Source organism: Frankia sp. CcI49 (genome assembly GCF_001983215.1).
GTDB classification, from domain to species: domain Bacteria; phylum Actinomycetota; class Actinomycetes; order Frankiales; family Frankiaceae; genus Parafrankia; species Parafrankia irregularis.
The window spans coordinates 152,431-171,427 of record NZ_MOWP01000014.1; the positions used below are offsets into that span (position 1 = coordinate 152,431).

15 protein-coding genes and 1 tRNA gene are annotated in these 18,997 nt (G+C 69.4%); 7 read left to right on the plus strand and 9 right to left on the minus strand.

Annotation, left to right across the window (positions count from 1 at the left end; translation table 11 throughout):
- Positions 1-546: 546 nt before the first annotated feature.
- Both CcI49_RS12565 and CcI49_RS12570 read right to left on the minus strand, forming a co-directional pair.
- Positions 547-1,032: a DinB family protein gene (locus CcI49_RS12565; RefSeq protein WP_076826853.1), complete on the minus strand. Its 486-nt coding sequence runs from the start codon at positions 1,030-1,032 to the stop codon at positions 547-549.
- A 508-nt stretch (positions 1,033-1,540) separates the two neighbouring features.
- Positions 1,541-1,613, minus strand: a tRNA-Asn gene (locus CcI49_RS12570).
- A gap of 244 nt (positions 1,614-1,857) precedes the next feature.
- Here CcI49_RS12570 and CcI49_RS12575 point away from each other — a divergent pair.
- Positions 1,858-2,139, plus strand: a complete 282-nt coding sequence (locus CcI49_RS12575) for a hypothetical protein (protein ID WP_076826676.1) — start codon at positions 1,858-1,860, stop codon at positions 2,137-2,139.
- A 20-nt stretch (positions 2,140-2,159) separates the two neighbouring features.
- Positions 2,160-2,525 (plus strand): winged helix-turn-helix transcriptional regulator, encoded by a 366-nt coding sequence (locus CcI49_RS12580; RefSeq protein ID WP_054564891.1) that lies wholly within the window; start codon positions 2,160-2,162, stop codon positions 2,523-2,525.
- A gap of 50 nt (positions 2,526-2,575) precedes the next feature.
- Here CcI49_RS12580 and CcI49_RS12585 read toward each other — a convergent pair whose 3' ends face one another.
- Positions 2,576-4,048 (minus strand): LCP family protein, encoded by a 1,473-nt coding sequence (locus tag CcI49_RS12585; RefSeq protein WP_241840039.1) that lies wholly within the window; start codon positions 4,046-4,048, stop codon positions 2,576-2,578.
- A 488-nt stretch (positions 4,049-4,536) separates the two neighbouring features.
- Between CcI49_RS12585 and CcI49_RS12590 the strand changes: the two genes are divergently transcribed.
- Positions 4,537-6,216: an alkaline phosphatase D family protein gene (locus CcI49_RS12590; RefSeq protein WP_083473020.1), complete on the plus strand. Its 1,680-nt coding sequence runs from the start codon at positions 4,537-4,539 to the stop codon at positions 6,214-6,216.
- Between the two features lie 26 nt (positions 6,217-6,242).
- Here the strand turns inward: CcI49_RS12590 and CcI49_RS12595 are convergent, their stop codons facing one another.
- The 3 genes from CcI49_RS12595 to CcI49_RS12605 all read right to left on the minus strand — a co-directional run bounded on the left by CcI49_RS12595 (position 6,243) and on the right by CcI49_RS12605 (position 10,316).
- A complete protein-coding gene (locus CcI49_RS12595; protein WP_076826855.1) occupies positions 6,243-8,195 on the minus strand; it encodes an ABC transporter ATP-binding protein in 1,953 nt (650 codons plus the stop codon).
- A gap of 809 nt (positions 8,196-9,004) precedes the next feature.
- A complete protein-coding gene (locus tag CcI49_RS12600; RefSeq protein WP_006544861.1) occupies positions 9,005-9,259 on the minus strand; it encodes a hypothetical protein in 255 nt (84 codons plus the stop codon).
- 589 nt (positions 9,260-9,848) lie between these two features.
- On the minus strand, positions 9,849-10,316 hold the full coding sequence (locus tag CcI49_RS12605) for an SCP2 sterol-binding domain-containing protein (protein WP_006544860.1): 468 nt from the start codon (positions 10,314-10,316) through the stop codon (positions 9,849-9,851).
- A gap of 512 nt (positions 10,317-10,828) precedes the next feature.
- On the opposite strand from CcI49_RS12605, the gene CcI49_RS12610 reads away from it, so the two are divergent.
- Both CcI49_RS12610 and CcI49_RS12615 read left to right on the plus strand, forming a co-directional pair.
- Complete coding sequence (locus tag CcI49_RS12610; RefSeq protein ID WP_076826681.1) at positions 10,829-11,770, plus strand: ParA family protein; 942 nt, start codon at positions 10,829-10,831, stop codon at positions 11,768-11,770.
- Positions 11,760-12,341 carry an oxidoreductase gene (locus tag CcI49_RS12615; RefSeq protein ID WP_116437388.1) on the plus strand — a complete coding sequence of 194 codons (582 nt, stop codon included), beginning with the start codon at positions 11,760-11,762 and terminating at the stop codon, positions 12,339-12,341. Before CcI49_RS12610 ends, CcI49_RS12615 begins: the two co-directional genes overlap by 11 nt.
- A 73-nt stretch (positions 12,342-12,414) precedes the next feature.
- Here the strand turns inward: CcI49_RS12615 and CcI49_RS12620 are convergent, their stop codons facing one another.
- Positions 12,415-12,822 (minus strand): PPOX class F420-dependent oxidoreductase, encoded by a 408-nt coding sequence (locus CcI49_RS12620; protein WP_054564894.1) that lies wholly within the window; start codon positions 12,820-12,822, stop codon positions 12,415-12,417.
- A gap of 722 nt (positions 12,823-13,544) precedes the next feature.
- On the opposite strand from CcI49_RS12620, the gene CcI49_RS12625 reads away from it, so the two are divergent.
- A complete protein-coding gene (locus tag CcI49_RS12625; protein ID WP_083473021.1) occupies positions 13,545-14,261 on the plus strand; it encodes a hypothetical protein in 717 nt (238 codons plus the stop codon).
- A gap of 333 nt (positions 14,262-14,594) precedes the next feature.
- Here the strand turns inward: CcI49_RS12625 and CcI49_RS12630 are convergent, their stop codons facing one another.
- Both CcI49_RS12630 and CcI49_RS12635 read right to left on the minus strand, forming a co-directional pair.
- Entirely contained in the window at positions 14,595-15,314 is a 720-nt protein-coding gene (locus CcI49_RS12630; protein WP_054564896.1) for a hypothetical protein, read from the minus strand.
- Positions 15,315-15,946: 632 nt separating this feature from the next.
- Entirely contained in the window at positions 15,947-16,183 is a 237-nt protein-coding gene (locus CcI49_RS12635) for a DUF397 domain-containing protein (RefSeq protein WP_076826684.1), read from the minus strand.
- Positions 16,184-17,740: 1,557 nt separating this feature from the next.
- On the opposite strand from CcI49_RS12635, the gene CcI49_RS12640 reads away from it, so the two are divergent.
- On the plus strand, positions 17,741-18,607 hold the full coding sequence (locus tag CcI49_RS12640) for a helix-turn-helix transcriptional regulator (RefSeq protein WP_054564897.1): 867 nt from the start codon (positions 17,741-17,743) through the stop codon (positions 18,605-18,607).
- Positions 18,608-18,997 lie beyond the last annotated feature (390 nt).

The window sequence follows — 18,997 nt, forward strand, 5'->3', positions numbered from 1 at the left end:
CCACCTGGGCCCGTCGAACGAATGGTTCCTGCCGGAAGGCCGGCCGCAGGCCCCGCTACCTGACCACAGGAACGGCCGCAGCCGTCATCCGTCAGGCGGGTGGCGCCCCACGCGGCTGATTATCGCCGGAGGTGCATGGCCGAGAGCAATGATCCCCCCGACGAAGTCCCCCGGATCGATGACCGGACAGAGCGCCAGCTCCCGCAGCCGCTGGTCAGACCTCGGGCCGGATTGCGTTGTCGGGGAGACGACAGGAGAATTCACCGCGCGGCATCCTCCGGACACGCGGGAGCAGTCGGGCAGGCGCAGGACCGGGATGTGCTCGTCCTGCCGATCACAGCAGTTGTCGAAGCCTCCGTGGCGCGGGCACACGATGTCGTCACCCGCCGCGCGATAGTACAGGTCAGACGCGCGGAGTACTACGAGTACCTCGACAATCGAGTCGACAGTGAACTCCGGCGCCCGCCCACCCACCCGACGAACGACCAAGGCCCGGGCCCGATACCTGGGTTGCAACCAGATCCTGCGCAACCCCGCCAACGCCTATCATGCGGCGGCGATTTGTTCTCGGAGAATGTCACCGTGGCCGGCGTGACGGGCGAAATCCTCGATCAGGAGCAGGTAGACAAACCGTAGGCTGACATTGCCGGCGCGGGGGTGCGCCCTGGTGTCGTCGAGCTCGAAGTCGGCGGCGATCACGCGGGAGCGCTCGCTGGCGCGCTCGAATTCGGCGATCACGTCTGCAAGGGTTTCGCCGTCGGCGACAACGAAACTGCCGTCGTCACCGGTGGCGTAGCCGTCGCATGCGGACTCGTCCAGGCCGAGCAGGGTGCGTTGGAACCAGATGCGCTCGGCGGTGGCGGCATGTTTGATCAGCCCGATCGGTGTGGTGAGTGAGACGACCAGGCGCCGCCGCGCGTCGGTCTCGGACAGCCCTCGCACGGTGTCGACGAGCGCTTGCCGGTTGCGGTCGAGCATGCTCTCCAACATGAGCCGTTCGGGTCCAGTGGTCATGCAGGGCCAAATGAACATCAATTTGCCAGCCTTCCGGGCCGAAAGGACATTGACCGATCTCTACGTCTGGCGACGCGTTTCTTACCGGCACACCCCTTGGTGCTTGTTGTGACCGGCATAGCCACCCGGCGCGATGGCGGCCGCGCCCCGCGGTCATCGGGCCCGCACCACAACCACGCCCATTTGATCGATCAGAACCCGACCGCGAAGCGCTGACCCCGGGCCTTCCACGCGCCGCCGTGGTCACCCGGTCGACACCGGCATAGGGAGGTCCGCCTCCGGCGGACCTCCGAGGGAGATCATCAGACGGCTGGCGACCCGATGCGGGAGCCCGCCGCGACGACAGATCAGACCCAGATTGATGTGACGGCCACCACATCGAGCGGCGTACGCACGGCCCGTGCGGAGCGGACCCAGGCAGACCCAACATGGCAGACCTGTGGCCAGGAACGATACAAAAAGTGTGGATACTCTGTAGAGATGATCTACACGAAAGAGTCGGCCAAACGCCCGACCTGCGGTGATGCTCCTGCGATAGGACTCGAACCTATAACCTGCCGGTTAACAGCCGGCTGCTCTGCCAATTGAGCTACGCAGGACCGTTCGGGGCGCCATCCACGAACCTGGAACCCTCGCAGATCGTACACCAGTCACCCGGCAACCAGCTCCGGGTAGATCGGCGACCTCGCGGCCCAGATCGGCGGTCCAGATCGTGTCTGACGTCCGTCAGCCTACCTGAGGTTCCCCGGGTGCTGCCGGTGGGGTAGTAAACAAGCCTAGTGACATGCCGGAGCGCCAGCGGAGTCGGCCGCGCCCGCCCGGTCCTGCCCCCCGGGAGGAACCATGCGCATCAGGCCCAGTGTGGCCATCGCCCTTGGCGTCGGATATGTCCTGGGTGCGCGTGGTGGCCGCGAGCACTATGACGCGATCATGCGCCAGGCCCGCGAGGTGCGGGAGCGTCCCGAGGTCCAGAGCGTGGCCGGTGTGGTGTCCGCGCAGGCCGGGGCTCTGTTCCACCGGGTGCGCGCGATGCTCGGTGGAACAGAGCCCGATGTGAACAGTGCCCCGTTCGCGCTCCCCCGCGACGCGCACAGCTCGAACGGGGCGGGGGTGCGAACCCACTGAGCAGCCGGCACACGCATGGCGTGAGTGGTCCGTCCGGCTCGGGGGCGCCGGACGAGCTGCTCACCCTGGTGGACCTGCTCGGCCGGCGGCACGCGCTCGCGGTCTTCTGGTGTCTTCGCGGCGGCTCGTCCTCGTTTCGGGGGCTGGCCGCGCGGGTGGGTGCGGCGGAGTCCCAGCTCTCCCAGCGGACCCGTGAGCTGCGTGAAGCGGGCCTGGTGGAGGTGGACGAGGCGGGTGAGTACCGCCTGACCAGCCACGGGCGGCGGCTCCTGGGCGTGCTGGAGCCGCTGGCCGGCTGGGCGCAGGAGTGGACATCGCTCAGCCCACGCCAGCGGGTGCCGAAGGGCTCCAGCAGCCACGCCTCGGACGAGCCCGACCGCCGGTAGGCCTGAGCAGCCACCGGCAGGCCTGAGATCAGCCGCCGGTGGGCCCGGGATCAGTAGGTGCAGTTCGGTGCGGTTGGCGGGGCGGCCTCGGGTGCCGTACCGGCCGCGCCGGCGCCTGCCCCTGCGGCCGCGGGGGCCTGGGTGCCCGGACCGGTGGCCGCGGCGGAACCGGTGTCCGCGACGGTGGACTGCGCCGCGGCGGACGGTGCGGGCACCGGGGCGTCCGTGAGGCCGTCGAAGGACGTCCCGAGGATGAGCTGCAGGCCGGTGATGCTGGCGTCGCTTTCCAGGCGTGCGCCCGGCACGAGGGCCTGCAGGGCGGTCGCCGCGTCCTGCATACCGGCGCCGTAGCGGACCCGGGAGGTCACGTAGTTGCTGCTGTCGGTGGTGTTGCCCGCGTTCGTCGCCTGGTAGCCCTTGGCGGTGAGCTCGTCGACGGCGCCCGCGGCGAGGCCGGCGATGGTGGTGCCGTTGAGGACCCGCACGGTCATCGCGGCCGAGCCGGTGCCGGTGGTGGCCGCTCCGGTGGATCCGCCGAGCGGGGCGATGATCTTCTCAAGGTCTGCGGGGTTGTACAGCTGCACGGACACTCGCTGGCCGCCGATGAGGATCTCGCCTCGCTCGTTGCCGCCCTCGGTCGGGCCCGGTGCGTGCGTCGGCAGGGTCTGCATGGCGATGCCGCCGGAGGCGATGCCCGTCAGCCGGCTGGCGAGCTTGCGAAGGTCCATGATGTCGGTGCTGTCGTCGAGGGTGAGTGCCCCGGTCGCGGTGCTGATCAGCCCTTCCAGCTTGCTGGGGCTCTTCAGCACCCCACCACCGATGACCTTGTGGAAGACCGCTCCCATGAACTGCTGCTGGCGGTGGATGCGGTCGAGGTCGCCGCCGGGCAGGCCGTGGCGCTGCCGGACGAACGCGAGGGCCTGCTCACCGTTGACGTGCACGGTCCCGGGGCCGCCCACGAAGCCGCTCATCGGGTCGTTCGTGTTGCGGCTGGTGCGGCCGTTCTCGGAGACGTACTCCTTGAAGGTCGACGGCAGGACGCACACGTCGACGCCCCCGATGGCGTCGGTGATCGCTTTGAAGCCCTCCAGGTCCATCGACACGTAGTGGTCGATGCGCAGGTTGGTGAGCGACTCGACCGTACGGACGAGCAGCGAGGGCCCGCCGTCGGAGATGGCCGAGTTGAACTTGTTCTTGTGTGCGGCGTGAACCTTGCCGGCGCTGTCGGTGTATTTGGGGATCTGGACGTAGGTGTCACGCGGGAAGGACAGCATCGTCACGGTCTCGTCCTCGCTGAAGTGCACGAGGATCGTGGTGTCGGAGCGCTGCCCCTCGACGTCACCGTAGGCTCCGCCGCTGTTCGCCCGGCTGTCGGTGCCGACGATCAGGTAGTTGGTGGCTCCCTCGGTCTGCTCGGGACGGTCGCTGCCCAGGCTGAGGTTGACCCGGTCGGTGTTCTCGTTTACGTAGGTGTAGAACGCCCAACCGCTGGCCGTGACGATGAAGACCAGAACCGACAGCATCCCCAGGGTCACCCTGGCGAGCCGCGATGACGCGCTGCGTCGCGGAATACCACCAGCACGAAGATCGAACGGAAGCGTCCTCGGACGCCACTGTGGATCTCGTGTCGCTCCCGGCAGCCCGCTCAACCCACGGTCTCCCTCCGCCGCCCTGCTCAAACAGCGCTTGGGCCGGAAATTCTAGGCGATGCCCGACACGGCAAGACCACCCGGTGGTCCCGTCGCCGCTGGTCATCGGTCCACTTGACGTGCGGGGCGGCGTCAGTGGGGCATCGGGTGCGGCATCGGCGCGCTCGCCAGGTCCCCACTGTCCCGTCCCGCAACGTTCACCACGTCGTCGGTCGGCTGTCGACGGACAGTCCGCCATGATTGCCACTCTTTTCCCCGCTGGGGGCAACGACGCTGACGCCGTGCCGGAGCCGCCGCGCAGGTGGCGCGGATGACGCCCGGGGGCGCGGTGCACGGTGCGGCACCGAGAATGGGGACACTCCATGACCGCACCTGACCACCGGACACCTGCCACCGACGCGGGCGAAACTGGTGGGGCGATCGAGGCCGGGTCGCTCGGGTCCGCCGCGATCGGGCGCCGGGCACTGCTGCGCGGTGGCGCCGTCATYGCGACCGCGGGGACCATGGGCCTGGCTGGCGGGCTCGGCTCGCCGGCCGCGTGGGCCGGCTCAGGTTCGGCTTCGGGTTCGGGCAGCACCCCCGGGCAGGTGCTGGGTGGTCGGCCGACCTTCACCTCGGGCATCCAGTCCGGTGAGGTCACCGCCCGCAGCGGTGTGATCTGGGCGCGCTCGGACCGGCCGGCGCTGATGACCGTCGAGGTGTCCGGGACGGAGTCGTTCCGCTCGGCGCGCACGGTGGGCGTGACCCGCCTGACCGACGCGACGGACCGCACCGGCATCGTCGCGGTCGACGGTCTGCCCCCGGGCAGCGAGGTCTTCTACCGGGTGAAGCTGACCGCAGCGGACGACCCGCGCCGCGGCGGCGAGACGCTGGTCGGCCGGTTCCGGACCGCACCGGCTCGCGCCAGGGACGTGTCGCTGGTGTGGACCGGCGACGTCGCCGGGCAGGGCTGGGGCATCAACCCGGACCTCGGCGGCATGAAGATCTTCGAGACGATGCGCCGGACGTCGCCGGACTTCGCGATCTGCTCCGGTGACTTCGTGTACTCCGACGGCCCGCTCGCCGAGACCGTGACGCTCGCCGACGGAACGGTGTGGCGCAACCTGGTCATCGACGAGAAGCGCAAGGTCGCCGAGACCCTCGCCGAGTACCGCGGCAACTTCCGCTACAACTTCCTGGACGCGAACCTGAAGGCGTTCAACCGCGAGGTGCCGTGGCTGTTCCAGTGGGACGACCATGAGACCACGAACAACTGGTACCCCGGCGAGGTCCTCACCACGGACACCCGCTACACCGAAAAGCGCGTCGACGTGCTCGCCGCCCGCGCCAAGCAGGCGATGTACGAGTACACCCCGCTGCTGCAGGGCCGCGGCGACCCGAACGGCCGGATCTACCGGAAGATCTCCTACGGCCCGCTGCTGGACGTCTTCGTCCTGGACATGCGCAGCTACAAGAACGCCAACCCGGACGGCCAGAACGACCCCGCGGGTGCGGCGATCCTGGGCGCGACCCAGCGGGACTGGCTCATCGACGGCCTGAAGAAGAGCAAGGCCACCTGGAAGGTCATCGCCAACGACCTGCCGATCGGCCTGCTCGTCCCGGACGGCACCGCCATCGAGGGTGTCGCCCAGGGCGCCGCCGGCGCCCCGCTGGGGCGTGAGGTCGAGATCGCGCAGATCCTCTCGTCGATCCGCCGCAACAAGGTGCGCAACACCGTGTGGCTCACCGCGGACGTCCACTACACGGCGGCGCACCACTACCACCCGGACCGGGCCGCGTTCCGCGACTTCGACCCGTTCTGGGAGTTCGTCGCCGGCCCGGCGAACGCCGGCACGTTCGGGCCGAACACGCTCGACTCGACGTTCGGCCCCGAGCAGGTCTTCGTGAAGGCCCCACCGGCGGGCCAGTCGAACCTGCCGCCGTCCGCGGGCCTGCAGTTCTTCGGCCGGCTGGCGATCGACGGCCGTTCGCGCGCGTTGACCGCCCAGCTCATCGACGTCGCCGGGAACGTCCTCTGGTCGAAGGGCCTGCAGGCCGGCTGACCTGTGCTGACGTCTCGTCGGCGCGGTCAGCCCGCGCCGACGAGGGTGGGACCGGGCTGGGCGGGCAGCTGCCCGGCCTGGTCCTGCTGGCCAGCCTGGTCCCGCTGGTCGGTCTGGTCCCGCTGGTCGAACTGGGTGCGGTACAGCTCGGCGTACCGCCCGCCGGCCGCCAGCAGCTCGGCGTGGTTGCCCCGCTCGACGATCCGGCCGGCCTCGACGACCAGGATCTGGTCGGCGGAGCGGATGGTCGACAGCCGGTGGGCGATGACCACGGCGGTGCGGCCCGCGAGGGCCTCGGCGAGCGCTGCCTGCACGGCGGCCTCGGAGGTCGAGTCCAGGTGCGCGGTCGCCTCGTCCAGCACCACGACTCGGGGCCGGGCGAGCAGCAGGCGTGCGATGGTGAGCCGCTGGCGTTCCCCACCGGAAAGGCGGTAGCCCCGCTCGCCGACCACCGTGTCCAGCCCGTCGGGAAGCTCCTCGACGAGCTCCGCGAGCCGGGCCCGGCGCAGGACGCCCCAGAGCTCCTCGTCGCCCGCCTCGGGCCGCGCCAGCAGCAGGTTCGCGCGCACCGTGTCGTGGAAGAGATGGTCGTCCTGGGTGACCATGCCGACGGCCTGGCGCAGCGAGTCCGCGCCGAGCTCCCGGACGTCGACCCCGGACAGCCGCACCGCGCCCGCGCCCACGTCGTACAGACGCGGGATGAGCTGGGCGATCGTCGACTTGCCCGCGCCCGACGACCCGACCAGGGCGATCATCTGGCCCGGTTCCGCCCGCAGGGACACGCCGTGGAGCACCTCGGCGCCGCCGCGCTCGTCGAGGACGGCGACCTCCTCCAACGACGCCAGGGAGACGGCCTCGGCGGTCGGGTAGGCGAAGTCGACCTCGTCGAACTCCACGCTGACCGGCCCGTCGGGCACCGGCCGCGCGTTCGGCGACTCGACGATGAGCGGCGCCAGATCGAGGATCTCGAAGACCCGCTCGAAGCTCACCAGCGCGCTCATGATCTCGACACGGGCGTTGGCCAGGGCGGTGAGCGGTGCGTACAGCCGGGTCAGCAGCAGGGCGAGCGCGACAACCGCACCCGGCTCCAGGTCGCCCCGCAGCGCGCGGTACCCGCCGAGCCCGTAGACGAGGGCCAGCGCGAGCGCCGACACCAGCGTGAGCGCCGACAGGAACACCCACTGGAGCATCGCGGAACGTACGCCGATGTCGCGCACCCGGCGGGCCCGGCGGGCGAACTGGGCGGATTCCTCCGCGGGCCGCCCATACAGCTTCACCAGGGTGGCGCCTGGGGCGGAGAAGCGTTCCGTCATGCGCGAGCCCATGGCCGCGTTGTGGTTGGCCGCCTCGAGCTCCAGCCCGGCCAGCCGGGAACCCATCCGCCGCGCGGGCAGGACGAACACGGGAAGCAGAATGAGCGCGCACAGCGTGACCTGCCAGGAGAGGCTGACCATCACCACGAGCGTGAGCAGCAGTGACACCAGGTTGCCGACAACGCCGGAAAACGTGTCGCTGAATGCCCGTTGAGCACCGATGACGTCGTTGTTCAACCGGCTGACCAGGGCGCCCGTCCTGGTCCGGGTGAAAAACGCGACCGGCATTCGCTGCACGTGGTCGAAGACGGCGGTGCGCAGGTCGAGGATCAGCCCCTCGCCAATGCCCGCGGACAGCCAGCGGTTGAGGATTCCCAGCCCGGCTTCGACCACCGCGATCGCGGCGATCACCAGGGCCAGGACCACGACCACCCGGGGACGCGACCCGTCCACGATCGCGGTGACGACCCGGCCGGCGAGGACCGGTGTGACGACCGCCAGGACAGCCATCGCGACACTCGTCACCAGAAAGCAGCCCAGCCTGCGCCGGTGCGGCACCGCGAAGCCCGCGATGCGGCGAACGGTGGCGCGGGAGAACGGCCGCCGTTCCCGCTGCGCGTGCATCATCGAGTACATCGAGTGCCAGGCCGTGGACTCCAGGCTCATCAACAACACCACCTTGTCCGCGTCGGGATCCAGCTCTGTCGCAGGCATGGAAGCACGCCGTACCGACAGTTTCGTGTGCCCACGCGGCCGCCTCGGACGGCCGATCCCGGCCACGTGCGGCGACAGTAAGACCTCAACCGAGCTTGAGGTCAAACGCTTTTCGGGCCGGGACTGGCCAGGACGGAGCGGGCAGACCTGGATGCGGAGCCGGCGGCGCGGGCGCAGGTCGAGGCCGAAGCACGGGCGAGCCCCGCCCGCGCGCAGGCGGCACGTCGGGTGCGTGCCGGCGGAACCGACGAAGCCGTCCGCGGCGACCGAAAGGCCTGCGTATTACCTGGCCACCGGTCCTTCAACGGCCTGCTTGCCGACAAATTATGACAGAAAAGATGAACAGCCACAGACGCTGGGAAAAGGCCGGTGCGGCATGGCCGCGAACCACGGCCGAGAAGGCGGTGGCGACGAGGGCAAGGCGACTGCCGAAGCGGGCCGCTGCAGCGATTTCGGGCATTGGAAGCCACGGGTGCGACTGCGCCTTATATCGTCGGCTCGGGCCTTCGGCATCCCTGGCCGTGCACCGTGAGACGGAAAAGGCTCACTATCGATGCCATCGGGAAAGTGGGGACGAAGACGCACGAGAAGGGCGTCGAAGAAGGTGCGAGCCCGACGGGGGAAACACGGCCGGGGCGGAGTCGACGGTGCGGCCGGTGGCCGCTCCGCCCATCCGGGGCGGATCGGGGAAGGGACAGCGAGGGAGTGTGCCCGGTCGCCGTTGACCGGACGACGTCCCTCATACCGCGGAAACGACCCGCTCAGGCGATGCGCATCGCTCGCTCGGGCTTCAGCGGAACAACCCGCAGCGTGGACACCGGATGATCAGCCATCCAGGCGACGTCGGCCTCGGTGACCCGCATCCGGCGGGCCAGCTCGGCCGTGGTCGACCCATCCTCAAGAGCCTGCCTGATCGCGGCGGCCCGGACACCGCGTAGCGCGGAACGCTGTTGGCTTGCCGTCCACATGAGCTGGTCGGCGAGCGCTGCCCGTTCGACCGGGTCGGCCACTTGCATTACGTCGTCACAGGTCACGGTGATAGATGGTTGCGTGTATGGGAAGTCTTGGCAACACCCCGGGCAACAGTGATTGCGTAGAACCGGGCTGGCGCCGTGAAGCACCCTCGACCCATCTACGGTCAGTACACAAATGCAACCGTGCGTGCGCGCGATTTTCGGGCGTGGTGGTACTCGACCGCCAGCAGCTACCCGGCACTGGCATCCAGCCACAAGAGCCTGAGGCACTGAACCTCAATGTGATGAGGGCGACGTGACGACAGCGTCGGATGAAGGCAAAGCGCGAAGGCGACAGCGCGGCGGCAGCGGTACTGACATCAGGCGCGAACCGTGGGAAGCCAGCGGCGAGGCGGCCACGGGGTGCACGGCCGACCGCCCTTCGAGCAGGGTACCGATGCACGGACCACCACCACCGCGGGATGGATTATTTTCGCCCGACACGCCAGTTCACGAATGACCCATGCCAGACAAGTGGCCCTACACCGGACATTCATTCGCCGGAGCGAGGGCCAGCCGCAGGCACGGCAGCCGGATCACCCGCCGGCCGCCGGCCGCCCCACGCCCCACGCCCCACGCCCCGACACGCCTCTCAGTTCTCCGGAGTGACCCCGAACCAGGACACCACCTGCCCACCGAACTTCAGATCACCATCAATCTTGATCTTGCGGGTGAGGAAGAGCTTGGCCGCGTTCGCCTGACCGGTGACCACGCGAACCAGGCGGACCCGATCCGTGCGCACGGTAACGGTGCGATCGTCAGCCGGCACGGCACCGCCGGGCGGATCGATGGTGAGCTCGCACACCGCGGCGCGGATGGAGAGCGCGAAGACCCGAGTCACACCGCCCGGGCCGCCGCCGAGCTCGAACTGGACCAGTGCGTCCTCGCCCCCGGCCTTCTCGGGCTGGAAGCTGTCGCGCATCCGCGCGAACAACTCGTCGAGGACGGCGTCCCCGCGCTGCCCCCGCAGGAGCTCCTCGGTCTGGGACTCCGACAGCGAGGCCAGCCGGTCCACCAGGGTGGCCGGGTCGGCAGCTAGATCAACAGATGGATCGGACATGGTGGCTCCCTGATGCCGCGCCGATGCGGGTCGCCGGCCAGATGCCGGTACGTCCCATGATGTCGCGTCCCTCGGACGATCCGATCGGCCCCCTGTCACCCGGAAGAGCCACTCGCGGGCCCGATCAGTACCTACGCCATAATTTTTCCTGTTCAGCACGATGTACGCCGAAGTGTCGGTCGGCGGTCGGCATTCGCGGGACGCCTGCCTACCCCAGGCACCTGGGGGACGCCAGCCACCCCGAGAGACGCCTCAGGCGCATCAGGCGCCCCGGAAGGACGTCAGACGGACATCGGGAGGACATCGGATGCTCGGGCCGGCACGGATGCACGGAGAGTCAGAACGCCTACCGGGCACCTCCGGGCGGATCCGTACACAGGTCGGCCGGTGATCGGGCACCGCGCAGCCGGTGGCCGGCGGTCAGCGGCTCCCGGCATGCCACACGAATGCCCTCGAACCGGCATGTGGTTACCTCTTAGCAGCGCCAGCCGGGGTACGGGAGCGAGGATGCCGTGAAAGTCGTGGCAGTCGTCAACTACAAGGGTGGGGTAGGAAAGACGACACTCACCGCCAACATCGGCGCGGACATAGCCCGGTGGGGAAAGCGCGTCCTGATGATCGACCTCGATCCGCAGGCAAGTCTCACTTTCTCCTTCTACCGCCCCGACGAATGGCGTGCGAATCTCGCTGACGACCGGACCATCAAGGAGTGGTTCGAGGCGTGGCGCGGCGAGGCCTATGTCCCGCACCTCTCGCCGTTCATCACCTCACCGCCGGTGGTCAACTCGGCCATCAGTTACAACGGCGGCGCGCTCGGGCTGGTCGCGTCCCATCTCTCCCTCGGGGACGTGGAGATGAACCTGGCCGCCCGGCTGGGGGGCGCGCAGGCCCAGCGGTCCACCCGGTACTACTTCGACGTCTATCAGCGGCTCGTCACCGGCCTGGCAACGCTGCACCCGCACGATTACGACCTGGTTCTCATCGACTGCCCGCCGAACTTCGGTGTCATCACCCGCACCGCGATCGCCGCCTGCGACCACCTGCTGATCCCGGCGCGGCCGGACGAGCTGTCGACCCTGGGTATCGAGCATCTCCTCAGCCGGCTGCATCGCTTCACCTGGGAGTACAACCGGGTGGCCGGGCTGCAGTCGGACCGGCATCCGGAGGTCAAAAGGCTCGACCCGCGGATTCTGGGCATCGTCTTCACCATGGTGCAGTACTACGGCGGCCAGCCCATCAACGCCATGCAGCCGCACATCGACCTGGTGCGCAGCCTCGATGTCCCGGTTTTCGAGGCAATGGTCCGGGAGAGCAACACCTACTTCGCCGGAGCGGCCGGTACGCGGCTGCCCGTGGTACTTTCCGAGCGCATACCCCGGGTGCTGGCGGTGGAGTTGCGCGCCCTTGTCGACGAGTTCCTGCGGCGGATCGGGGCGGCGAACCGTGGGTACTGACACCGGGATATCCCCGCGCGCGGTGGCCCGTGACGCTCCGCTCGGGGCGACGGACCCGGCCGACATCGGAATTCTCGTACTGAGGCGTCTCTCGGAGCTGCTGGCCACCCTCGACGCACGGCAGGTCGGCGACCTCGCGACCGGCCGCGCCCGTCTCACGGTGGTGCCCGTCGCACCAGACGCCGTCGAGGCGAGCGACGCGGGCAACACCGGTCCGCGCAGCGCGGAGCCGCGCGGCAGCGCGACGGCTGCCGCCCGGGCGGCCAGCCACCGCCCGCGCCGGGCCGCCGCTGCCACCCGACACGGCGGGCCGGTGGAGCCGCCCGCGGGGGCGATGCTGGCGGCGCTGGGCCGGTCGCTGCGGGCCGCCCCCAGCCGAGAGGCCGCCATGGGGCTGATCGACGACCTGGGCCCGCTCACCGTCCCGGCGCTGCGGAAGTTGGCGGCCGACCTGGAAATCAAGGGTGTCCTCGGGCGTGATCCCCGACCGGCCGTGCTGCGGAAGATCGTTGAAGGGACCGTCGGCCAGCGGCTGCGCTCGGAGGCGATAGCCGCCCCCGACCGGACCTGACCGCCCCGGGCACCGGGCACCGGGCCCAGGCACGCGGGCCGGCGACCTACCAGAACTTCCCGCCCTGCCAGCCCTACCAGCCGGGCATCGTGATCCGGATCGCGGTCGGGCGCTCCGGATCACGTCTGCGCACCGTGCGTACGACCTTCGACGTCGCCGCCACCAGCGGGGCCGCCAACCGGTATCGGCGGTTCACCATGGCCCGGGTCGCGCCGGTCCGCTCCGGCACGATCTCCGCCATGACCTCGATCGGGCCTTCCGAGGCCCGCCCGCGGGCGTCGCACGGGGCGACGGTCGCCCGCGGCGAGCTGCGCAGCCGGCGTGCCTTCCCGCTGCTCTCGTCCGTCAGGACCAACAGTTCCGCGCCGTTGACCACGAACCAGACCGGCGTCGAGACGGGACGTCCGTCCTTGCGGAACGTGGTCAGAGCGAGATACTTCGCGGTTTGGGTCCACGCTGGCAGTGTCACGGTTGACGGCATGGCGGGAACCGTAGTCCGCACCCGGCCGGGCGTCCCGCCGCCCGGCCGGTAAGCCCGAAGGATCCACGCGCCACGGCCGCCCCGTGTTCAGCTGCCGCCGGGCCGCGCCGGCATCAGCCAGGGGGTCGGAAAGCGCACGGAAGCCCGTTACTGCTCACTTCGCGCGCGACCGACAGGAGTAGGCTGCAAAATGCATGTGCAAACCGACCGATTCCGACCGGCACACCACACCCCCTTGACAGCATGCACCCCTTTGACACAATCGGGCACCCGACAAACATCCCGACGTTCGAACGCGGAGCGGGCAACAGTGGACCGAGCCCATATAAGCAGCATCGGCCCAGGTCACAGCACCCCCCGAGCAGAGTTCAGGTTCGGCCCTTCGCGGTCCGGCCAGTACTCGGAACACGGAAGCGTTGAGGTCCAGCAAAGACAAATATCGTCTAGCTATTTGCACTAAAAATGAACCGGCTCGCGGCAGGACCCCCGCGCAAGCTGGCCAGCCGTGGAATCGACCCCGAACGTCCCGGCCCGAGCCTGCCCGGCCCAGCCGGGGCGTCCCTTATGGGTGTTCGATGCCCCAGCGGGGACACTGTGGCGGCGCCTGCACCGGCGCCAAGGAAAGGCACAAAATGGTACAGGCGGCCAGAAAGCAAAGATCGGACAAAGGGCGCGTACGGGTAAACGCGCGGGACTTTCGATGCCTGACCTGGTTGTTGGAGATGGGTTCGGCCTACGAGGATGACCTGGCAATCGTGCTCGACCCCGCGATGCAGACCTCCCGCGACGCGGCGCGGGCGGTGGTTCGGCGCTGGATGCAGGCGGACCTGGTCCACGCGGACGGCCTGTTCGCCAACCGGGGCCGGATCGTCCGCCTCACCGAGAACGGTGCGCGCCTCGTCGGCGAGGTCGACCACCGCGCCGACGAGCCGGTGACCGCGGCCGTGCATGCGGCCGAGGCCGCACGGACCCGGCTGCTCCTGGAACACCAGACACCGGTGGCGGGCGTCGCGGTCGTCGGCTGGGTGAGCCCGCGCCGATGGCGCGCGGAGAACGAGGCGGTGGTCGCCGCCGGCGCGCTCGTGCCGGACGGCGTCGCCCGCCTCGCCGACGGCTCCAGCGCCGCCGTCCAGGTCGAACGGGTGTTCCGCGAGATGCCCTCGGTGGTCACCGCCGCCGTGGACCTGCTGCGCAGGTTCCCTCGGGCGATCTACGCGGTTCCGTCGATGATCGACGGCTTGCCTGGCCTCGTCGAGGCCGCGCTGAACCAGGCAGTCGGGCAGATCCGAGCGGACGGGTCGGTACCCGGCACGCCGACCTTCGTCCAGATACCCGACCGCCTCGTCCCAAACCGCACCAGCGTCACAGCTGAGGAGACGGGCAATCTGAGGACCACACGGCCAGGGACCGCCTCGCGGCAAGGTCGCCCTTGGCCCTAGCTGACGGTTGGCGGCCGGGCTGGGCCTGGTCCGGCCCGGAACGCGGCGATGGCCGGGAACGGACATAAAAAAGGCCGCCCGGGGTACGGGGGGATCCCCGGGCAGCTGGTACATGTTTGCACCCTCGTGCCGTCCAATGCAATGGGGCGGCGGCGATGGCTGGTCACACTCGGCCCGACCAGCGCGAAGAGTGTTCGTCCGACTACACTCGGCAAATCCAGGAACCCACACAGCCGCGGTTCGGGCACGCTGGGACAGCGCCATCGGCGGGGCGTAATCGTCGGCGCAGGCGTCGGTCGGCGATCATCGGCCGACCGTCCAGGCTTCGGTTCCCTAGGCGGCCACTGTGGCGGCCGCCAGCGGAAGGACCACATCGGGAAACCGGTGGATCAACGTCGCGGAGATCGTCTTCTCCCCGCTCTCGCCGAAGACCTCCGCCAGGACCGCGCAGCGCCTCCGGTCGAGCCGGCCGGCCCGGTGCAGGCCTCGCAGCCGCAGCAGGCCCGGCAGGTGGGACTCGATGGCGCACTGGTCCGGGCGTGGTGCGCCGCCCAGCCAGGCGTCGAACTCGCCGCCGGTCATGACCTCCCAGACGACGGCATCCGCGACGGCGCCCGTGGCATCCGTGACGGTGACCAGATGCGGCACGCGGACCAGCTCGGCCAGGCCGGTCAGGTCCGGACGGGTGCCGGAGGTGACGACGTGGACCTGCCGCTCGGCACGCAGGAACACCGATCGCAGGTGCGAGGCGAAGGCCAGCGCCAGGGCGCTTCGGCCGGGCAGGCCGCCATGCTCGTGCATCACGACCGCGTCGACACCCGGCCCGCGGACCCGCTCGGCGGCGGCCCGCGCCAGCCAGCTCGGTTCCACGATGTCGAAACTCACCTGTGTGCGGCGCCGCTCCAGCAGGGTATCGACGTCGGCGGGACCTCCCAGCCGGGCCACGGCCGGGTCGGGCAGCCACCGGCAGACGATCAGACCGTCGGCCCGTGGCAGCGACAGGAGCGGGAGATCCCCGGACGTGAAGATCCGATCGGTGATCGGCGGCGTCATTCGGCTCTCCGGTGCGCGCACAGGGCATGGCAGCGCTCGCGGCAGCCCCGGCGGGTCGAGGTCGAATCGGTAGGTGTCGAACCCAGCCGCGACGCGGCGGTAGGACGCCGCAGGATCAGCGGCAGGCAGTCGAGAAGGCCCGAGCCGGCAGGAACCTGCCAGATCGCTGCCGTACCGGCTCACACCAACAACCTCCAGACAGGCCGCACAGGGCTCGTGGAGACCCGTGCATGGCTCAGCGGGAAAACCGCGGCGGGGAGATCYGCCAGCCCCTGACGAGATCGCCGACCGGACGCCGGTGTCCGGTCGCGACCCAGCGGGGCGGACTACCTCGAGATCGCAAGATCCCGTCGTAGCGCCGAGCAGTCGGCTGGTCCCCGCACAATCCGGTTACCCGCTAGTCGGCGTTGGTGCGTTAGCAGGTGGTGCACTGACGATGGCACGGCGTTATCAGTGCTGCACTTACAGGCGATACGGGTTACAGGTGGTGCGGTTACAGGTAGTGCGACCGGGGCCCCGCCCCGGCTTTTCCGAGTACCCGCCCAGGACGGGGATAGAGCGTGGTTCACGGTGACCGCCACCCCCAGAGGCAGTCCCCCGGTACTCACCGAGTACCGACACGGTCGTTCCCATCAGATGAGCAGGTTGTCGAAATCCCCATCCTTGGYACCGAGGATGAGTGCCTCAATCTCGGCCCGCGTGTAGACCAGAGCGGGCCCGTCGGGATGCCTGGAGTTCCGAACAGCCACAGCGTCTCCGGGTAGCCGCGCCATCTCGACGCAGTTGCCCTGGGAGTTACTCCGCCGGCTCTTCTGCCACGTGACCCATTGAAGTGCTGTGGCCGGCATACCACTGTAGATCTTGGACAAGGTCGATCTCCTGAAGTTCCTTCGTCCGGAGCCAGGCGAGTGCTACCGAGGGTCTGGGAGCCTTTTCTCTCAGGCGGCTCACGGCTCGCCCGCGGCCACGAAACCGCCCCACGCGCAAGGGGTCCAAGCCGACGAGAGGCCTCGTCCTACCTCCCTCCGGGGGTCAGCTCGTGCGCTTGCACGGACTTCGGCTCACGATACAGCACGCGCGTGTGCACGTGCATCGGACCGCTATCCATGTGCACACGACGCTCGCCTGCGGCATCCAGCGTTCGCTCACGAGGCCCCCACCTCCCCCACCGCGCCACCCCTTTGAGACAGCAAAGCAACACAGGATCAAAGTTCAGGCACCGTGAAACGACCAGGCCACACCCACCGGCAACCAGTTCACACCGACCATGACAGCGCGGCATCCGCAGCCTCCGGCCCACCGCGGGCTCCACGAGGGGCGACGAGGAGGCCGGGAGCAACCAATCGAAAGTCCGCGGCCGGCGCCGATCTCCACCCGACCCACGACGGTCCTGGTGAACACGGCCCGCGGGGGTAACCCGTTCGACGCGACTCCATCGCAGCCGGTTACCCGATCGTGCCCTCTCGACCCGGATGCCTCCGATGACGAACGACTCCCCCGCACGCCACGGAAATGGCACCGGCATACGCCCCGCGGATGCCGCGATGTGTGCTCCGAGCTGGGTTGCGGGCACCCGGCCAGCTCACCGCGGCCTCCTCGACAGGGCGGCGGCGGCCCACCTTCCAGGCAACGACGAAGGTCCCCTCACCCGCCGGACGCGCCACGGCGAGCCTGTACGGTCAACACGCCGTCCGACTCCAGCGGGTACACCGGGTCCGCACGCCGGGTATTCGCCGGGCCGGCAGGATGTGACACCGCAGCAGCGTGAAGCGGCACGGTGCCGACCGGCCTGCCGAGATGACAGCACCGAATGAACGGCGCCCCACATGAACAACACAGAAGGACAACGGAAGGCGGTGCGCGCCATGCGGCCGCGGGCGGCTTCGCGGCCCGACAGTGGAAGAGGACACGCGCCGTTGCGGAAAACCCTCCGGCGGAGCACTACTGCTCGACCACAGCGTGACCCTTCTGCCACAGTGAGGTTCCGGCAACACCGACCGGTTCGAGGGGGTTCGGAGACAGGCCCCGGGCCAGGCACCTGGCCTGTGCGCCGGCCATGGCAAAGAAGCCTCCCCGGGATGGTGGCGTCCTTGCAGGAATCAGCGACCGACCCATCCGACCGGCCGGGCCGCCATCGATGCCGCAGCCACCCGGTCGCGCCTCCCCCGACACGGTCCACGTCGAGGAGGAATGCAACGGTGTGTGGGCGGCAATGAAACAGGCGGTACTCGGAAGGGCCTGATCACGCCTGCTTGTGGCTCGTCAAGCCGAGCCGGTGCCGAACACTCAACGTAAACCGTGTATACGTATCTAGTTCACAGCGCGAAGGCGGAACCGGTTGAACCGGGTCGAGAGGCCGCGGGGTGAACGAGGGCAGAAGATCGAATGACGTACTCTTGTATTGACCTATGTCAAGGGGGCCGACAGTGACCAGCACTCAGCCGGGAGGCGGTCCGACCGTCCGTCGGATCCTGCTCGGCTCGCAGCTGCGTCGCCTTCGGGAGGAAAAGGGCATAAGTCGCGAGGACGCCGGCTACCACATCCGGGCCTCCGAATCGAAGATCAGCCGGATGGAGCTGGGCCGGGTCAGCTTCAAGGGCCGCGACGTCGAGGACCTGCTCACCCTGTATGGAGTCACCGACGAGGACGAACGCGAGCCGCTACTGACCCTCGTCCGCGAGGCGAACCGCCCGGGCTGGTGGCACGGCTACGGCGACGTCCTGCCGAACTGGTTCCAGCCCTACATCGGGCTGGAGGAGGCGGCGCAGCTCATCCGAACCTATGAGCTGCAGTTCATCCCAGGCCTGCTCCAGAGCGAGGAATACGCCCGGGCCGTCATCACCCAGGGCAGCGCCGGCGACCCCCAGGACGTCATCGAACGCCGGGTGAGCGTGCGCATGAACCGGCAGAAGATCCTCTACCGTGAGCACCCACTCCGGCTGTGGGTGGTGATCGACGAGGCCGCGCTGTGCCGGCCGATCGGCGGCCCCAAGGTGATGCGTCGCCAGCTCGAACACCTGATCACGATGTGCGCGTTGCCGAACCTGACGCTGCAGGTCATGCCGTTCACCTTCGGCGCCCATGCGGCGGAGGGCGGCGCCTTCACGATCCTGCGTTTCCCCGAGTCGGACCTGCCTGACGTGGTCTACCTGGAGCAGCTCACCGGCGCCGTCTATATGGATAAAAGGGAAGAAGTAGACATTTACGCAAATGCGATGAACCGTCTCACGGTGGACAGCCCGCCGCCGGCCGCCACACCCGATCTCCTGAACCGGATCGTCGCCCAGCTCTGAACCACCGCGCCGCCCGCCGCCCCGCCGCTCGATCGGCTGGTGGGCCGGTCCGCCGGTCGGCCTGATATCCGCCCACGCCTGCGCCGATCTGGATCCGCGCAGCTCCGCATGGTTCCGCTGTGCATGGAACCGCCGCGTGGAACCGCTCAACCCGGCTCCGCCGCGCCCGACCCGGCTCCACCCGACCCGGCTCAGCCCGGTCCCGCCCGACCCGGCTCAGCCCGGTCCCGCCCAGCCGGCCCTGGCCCGATCCGGCCGTGACATGCCAACCCGGCATATCGCCCCGGGTGCGAGGGCACAGCGGGCGCGCCGCGGCCGCGAGCAGTGCGAGCGCCGCCCGTCCAGGGTCCTGGCCAGGTGCTTTGCATGAAAAGGACAGTGGGTCACCCG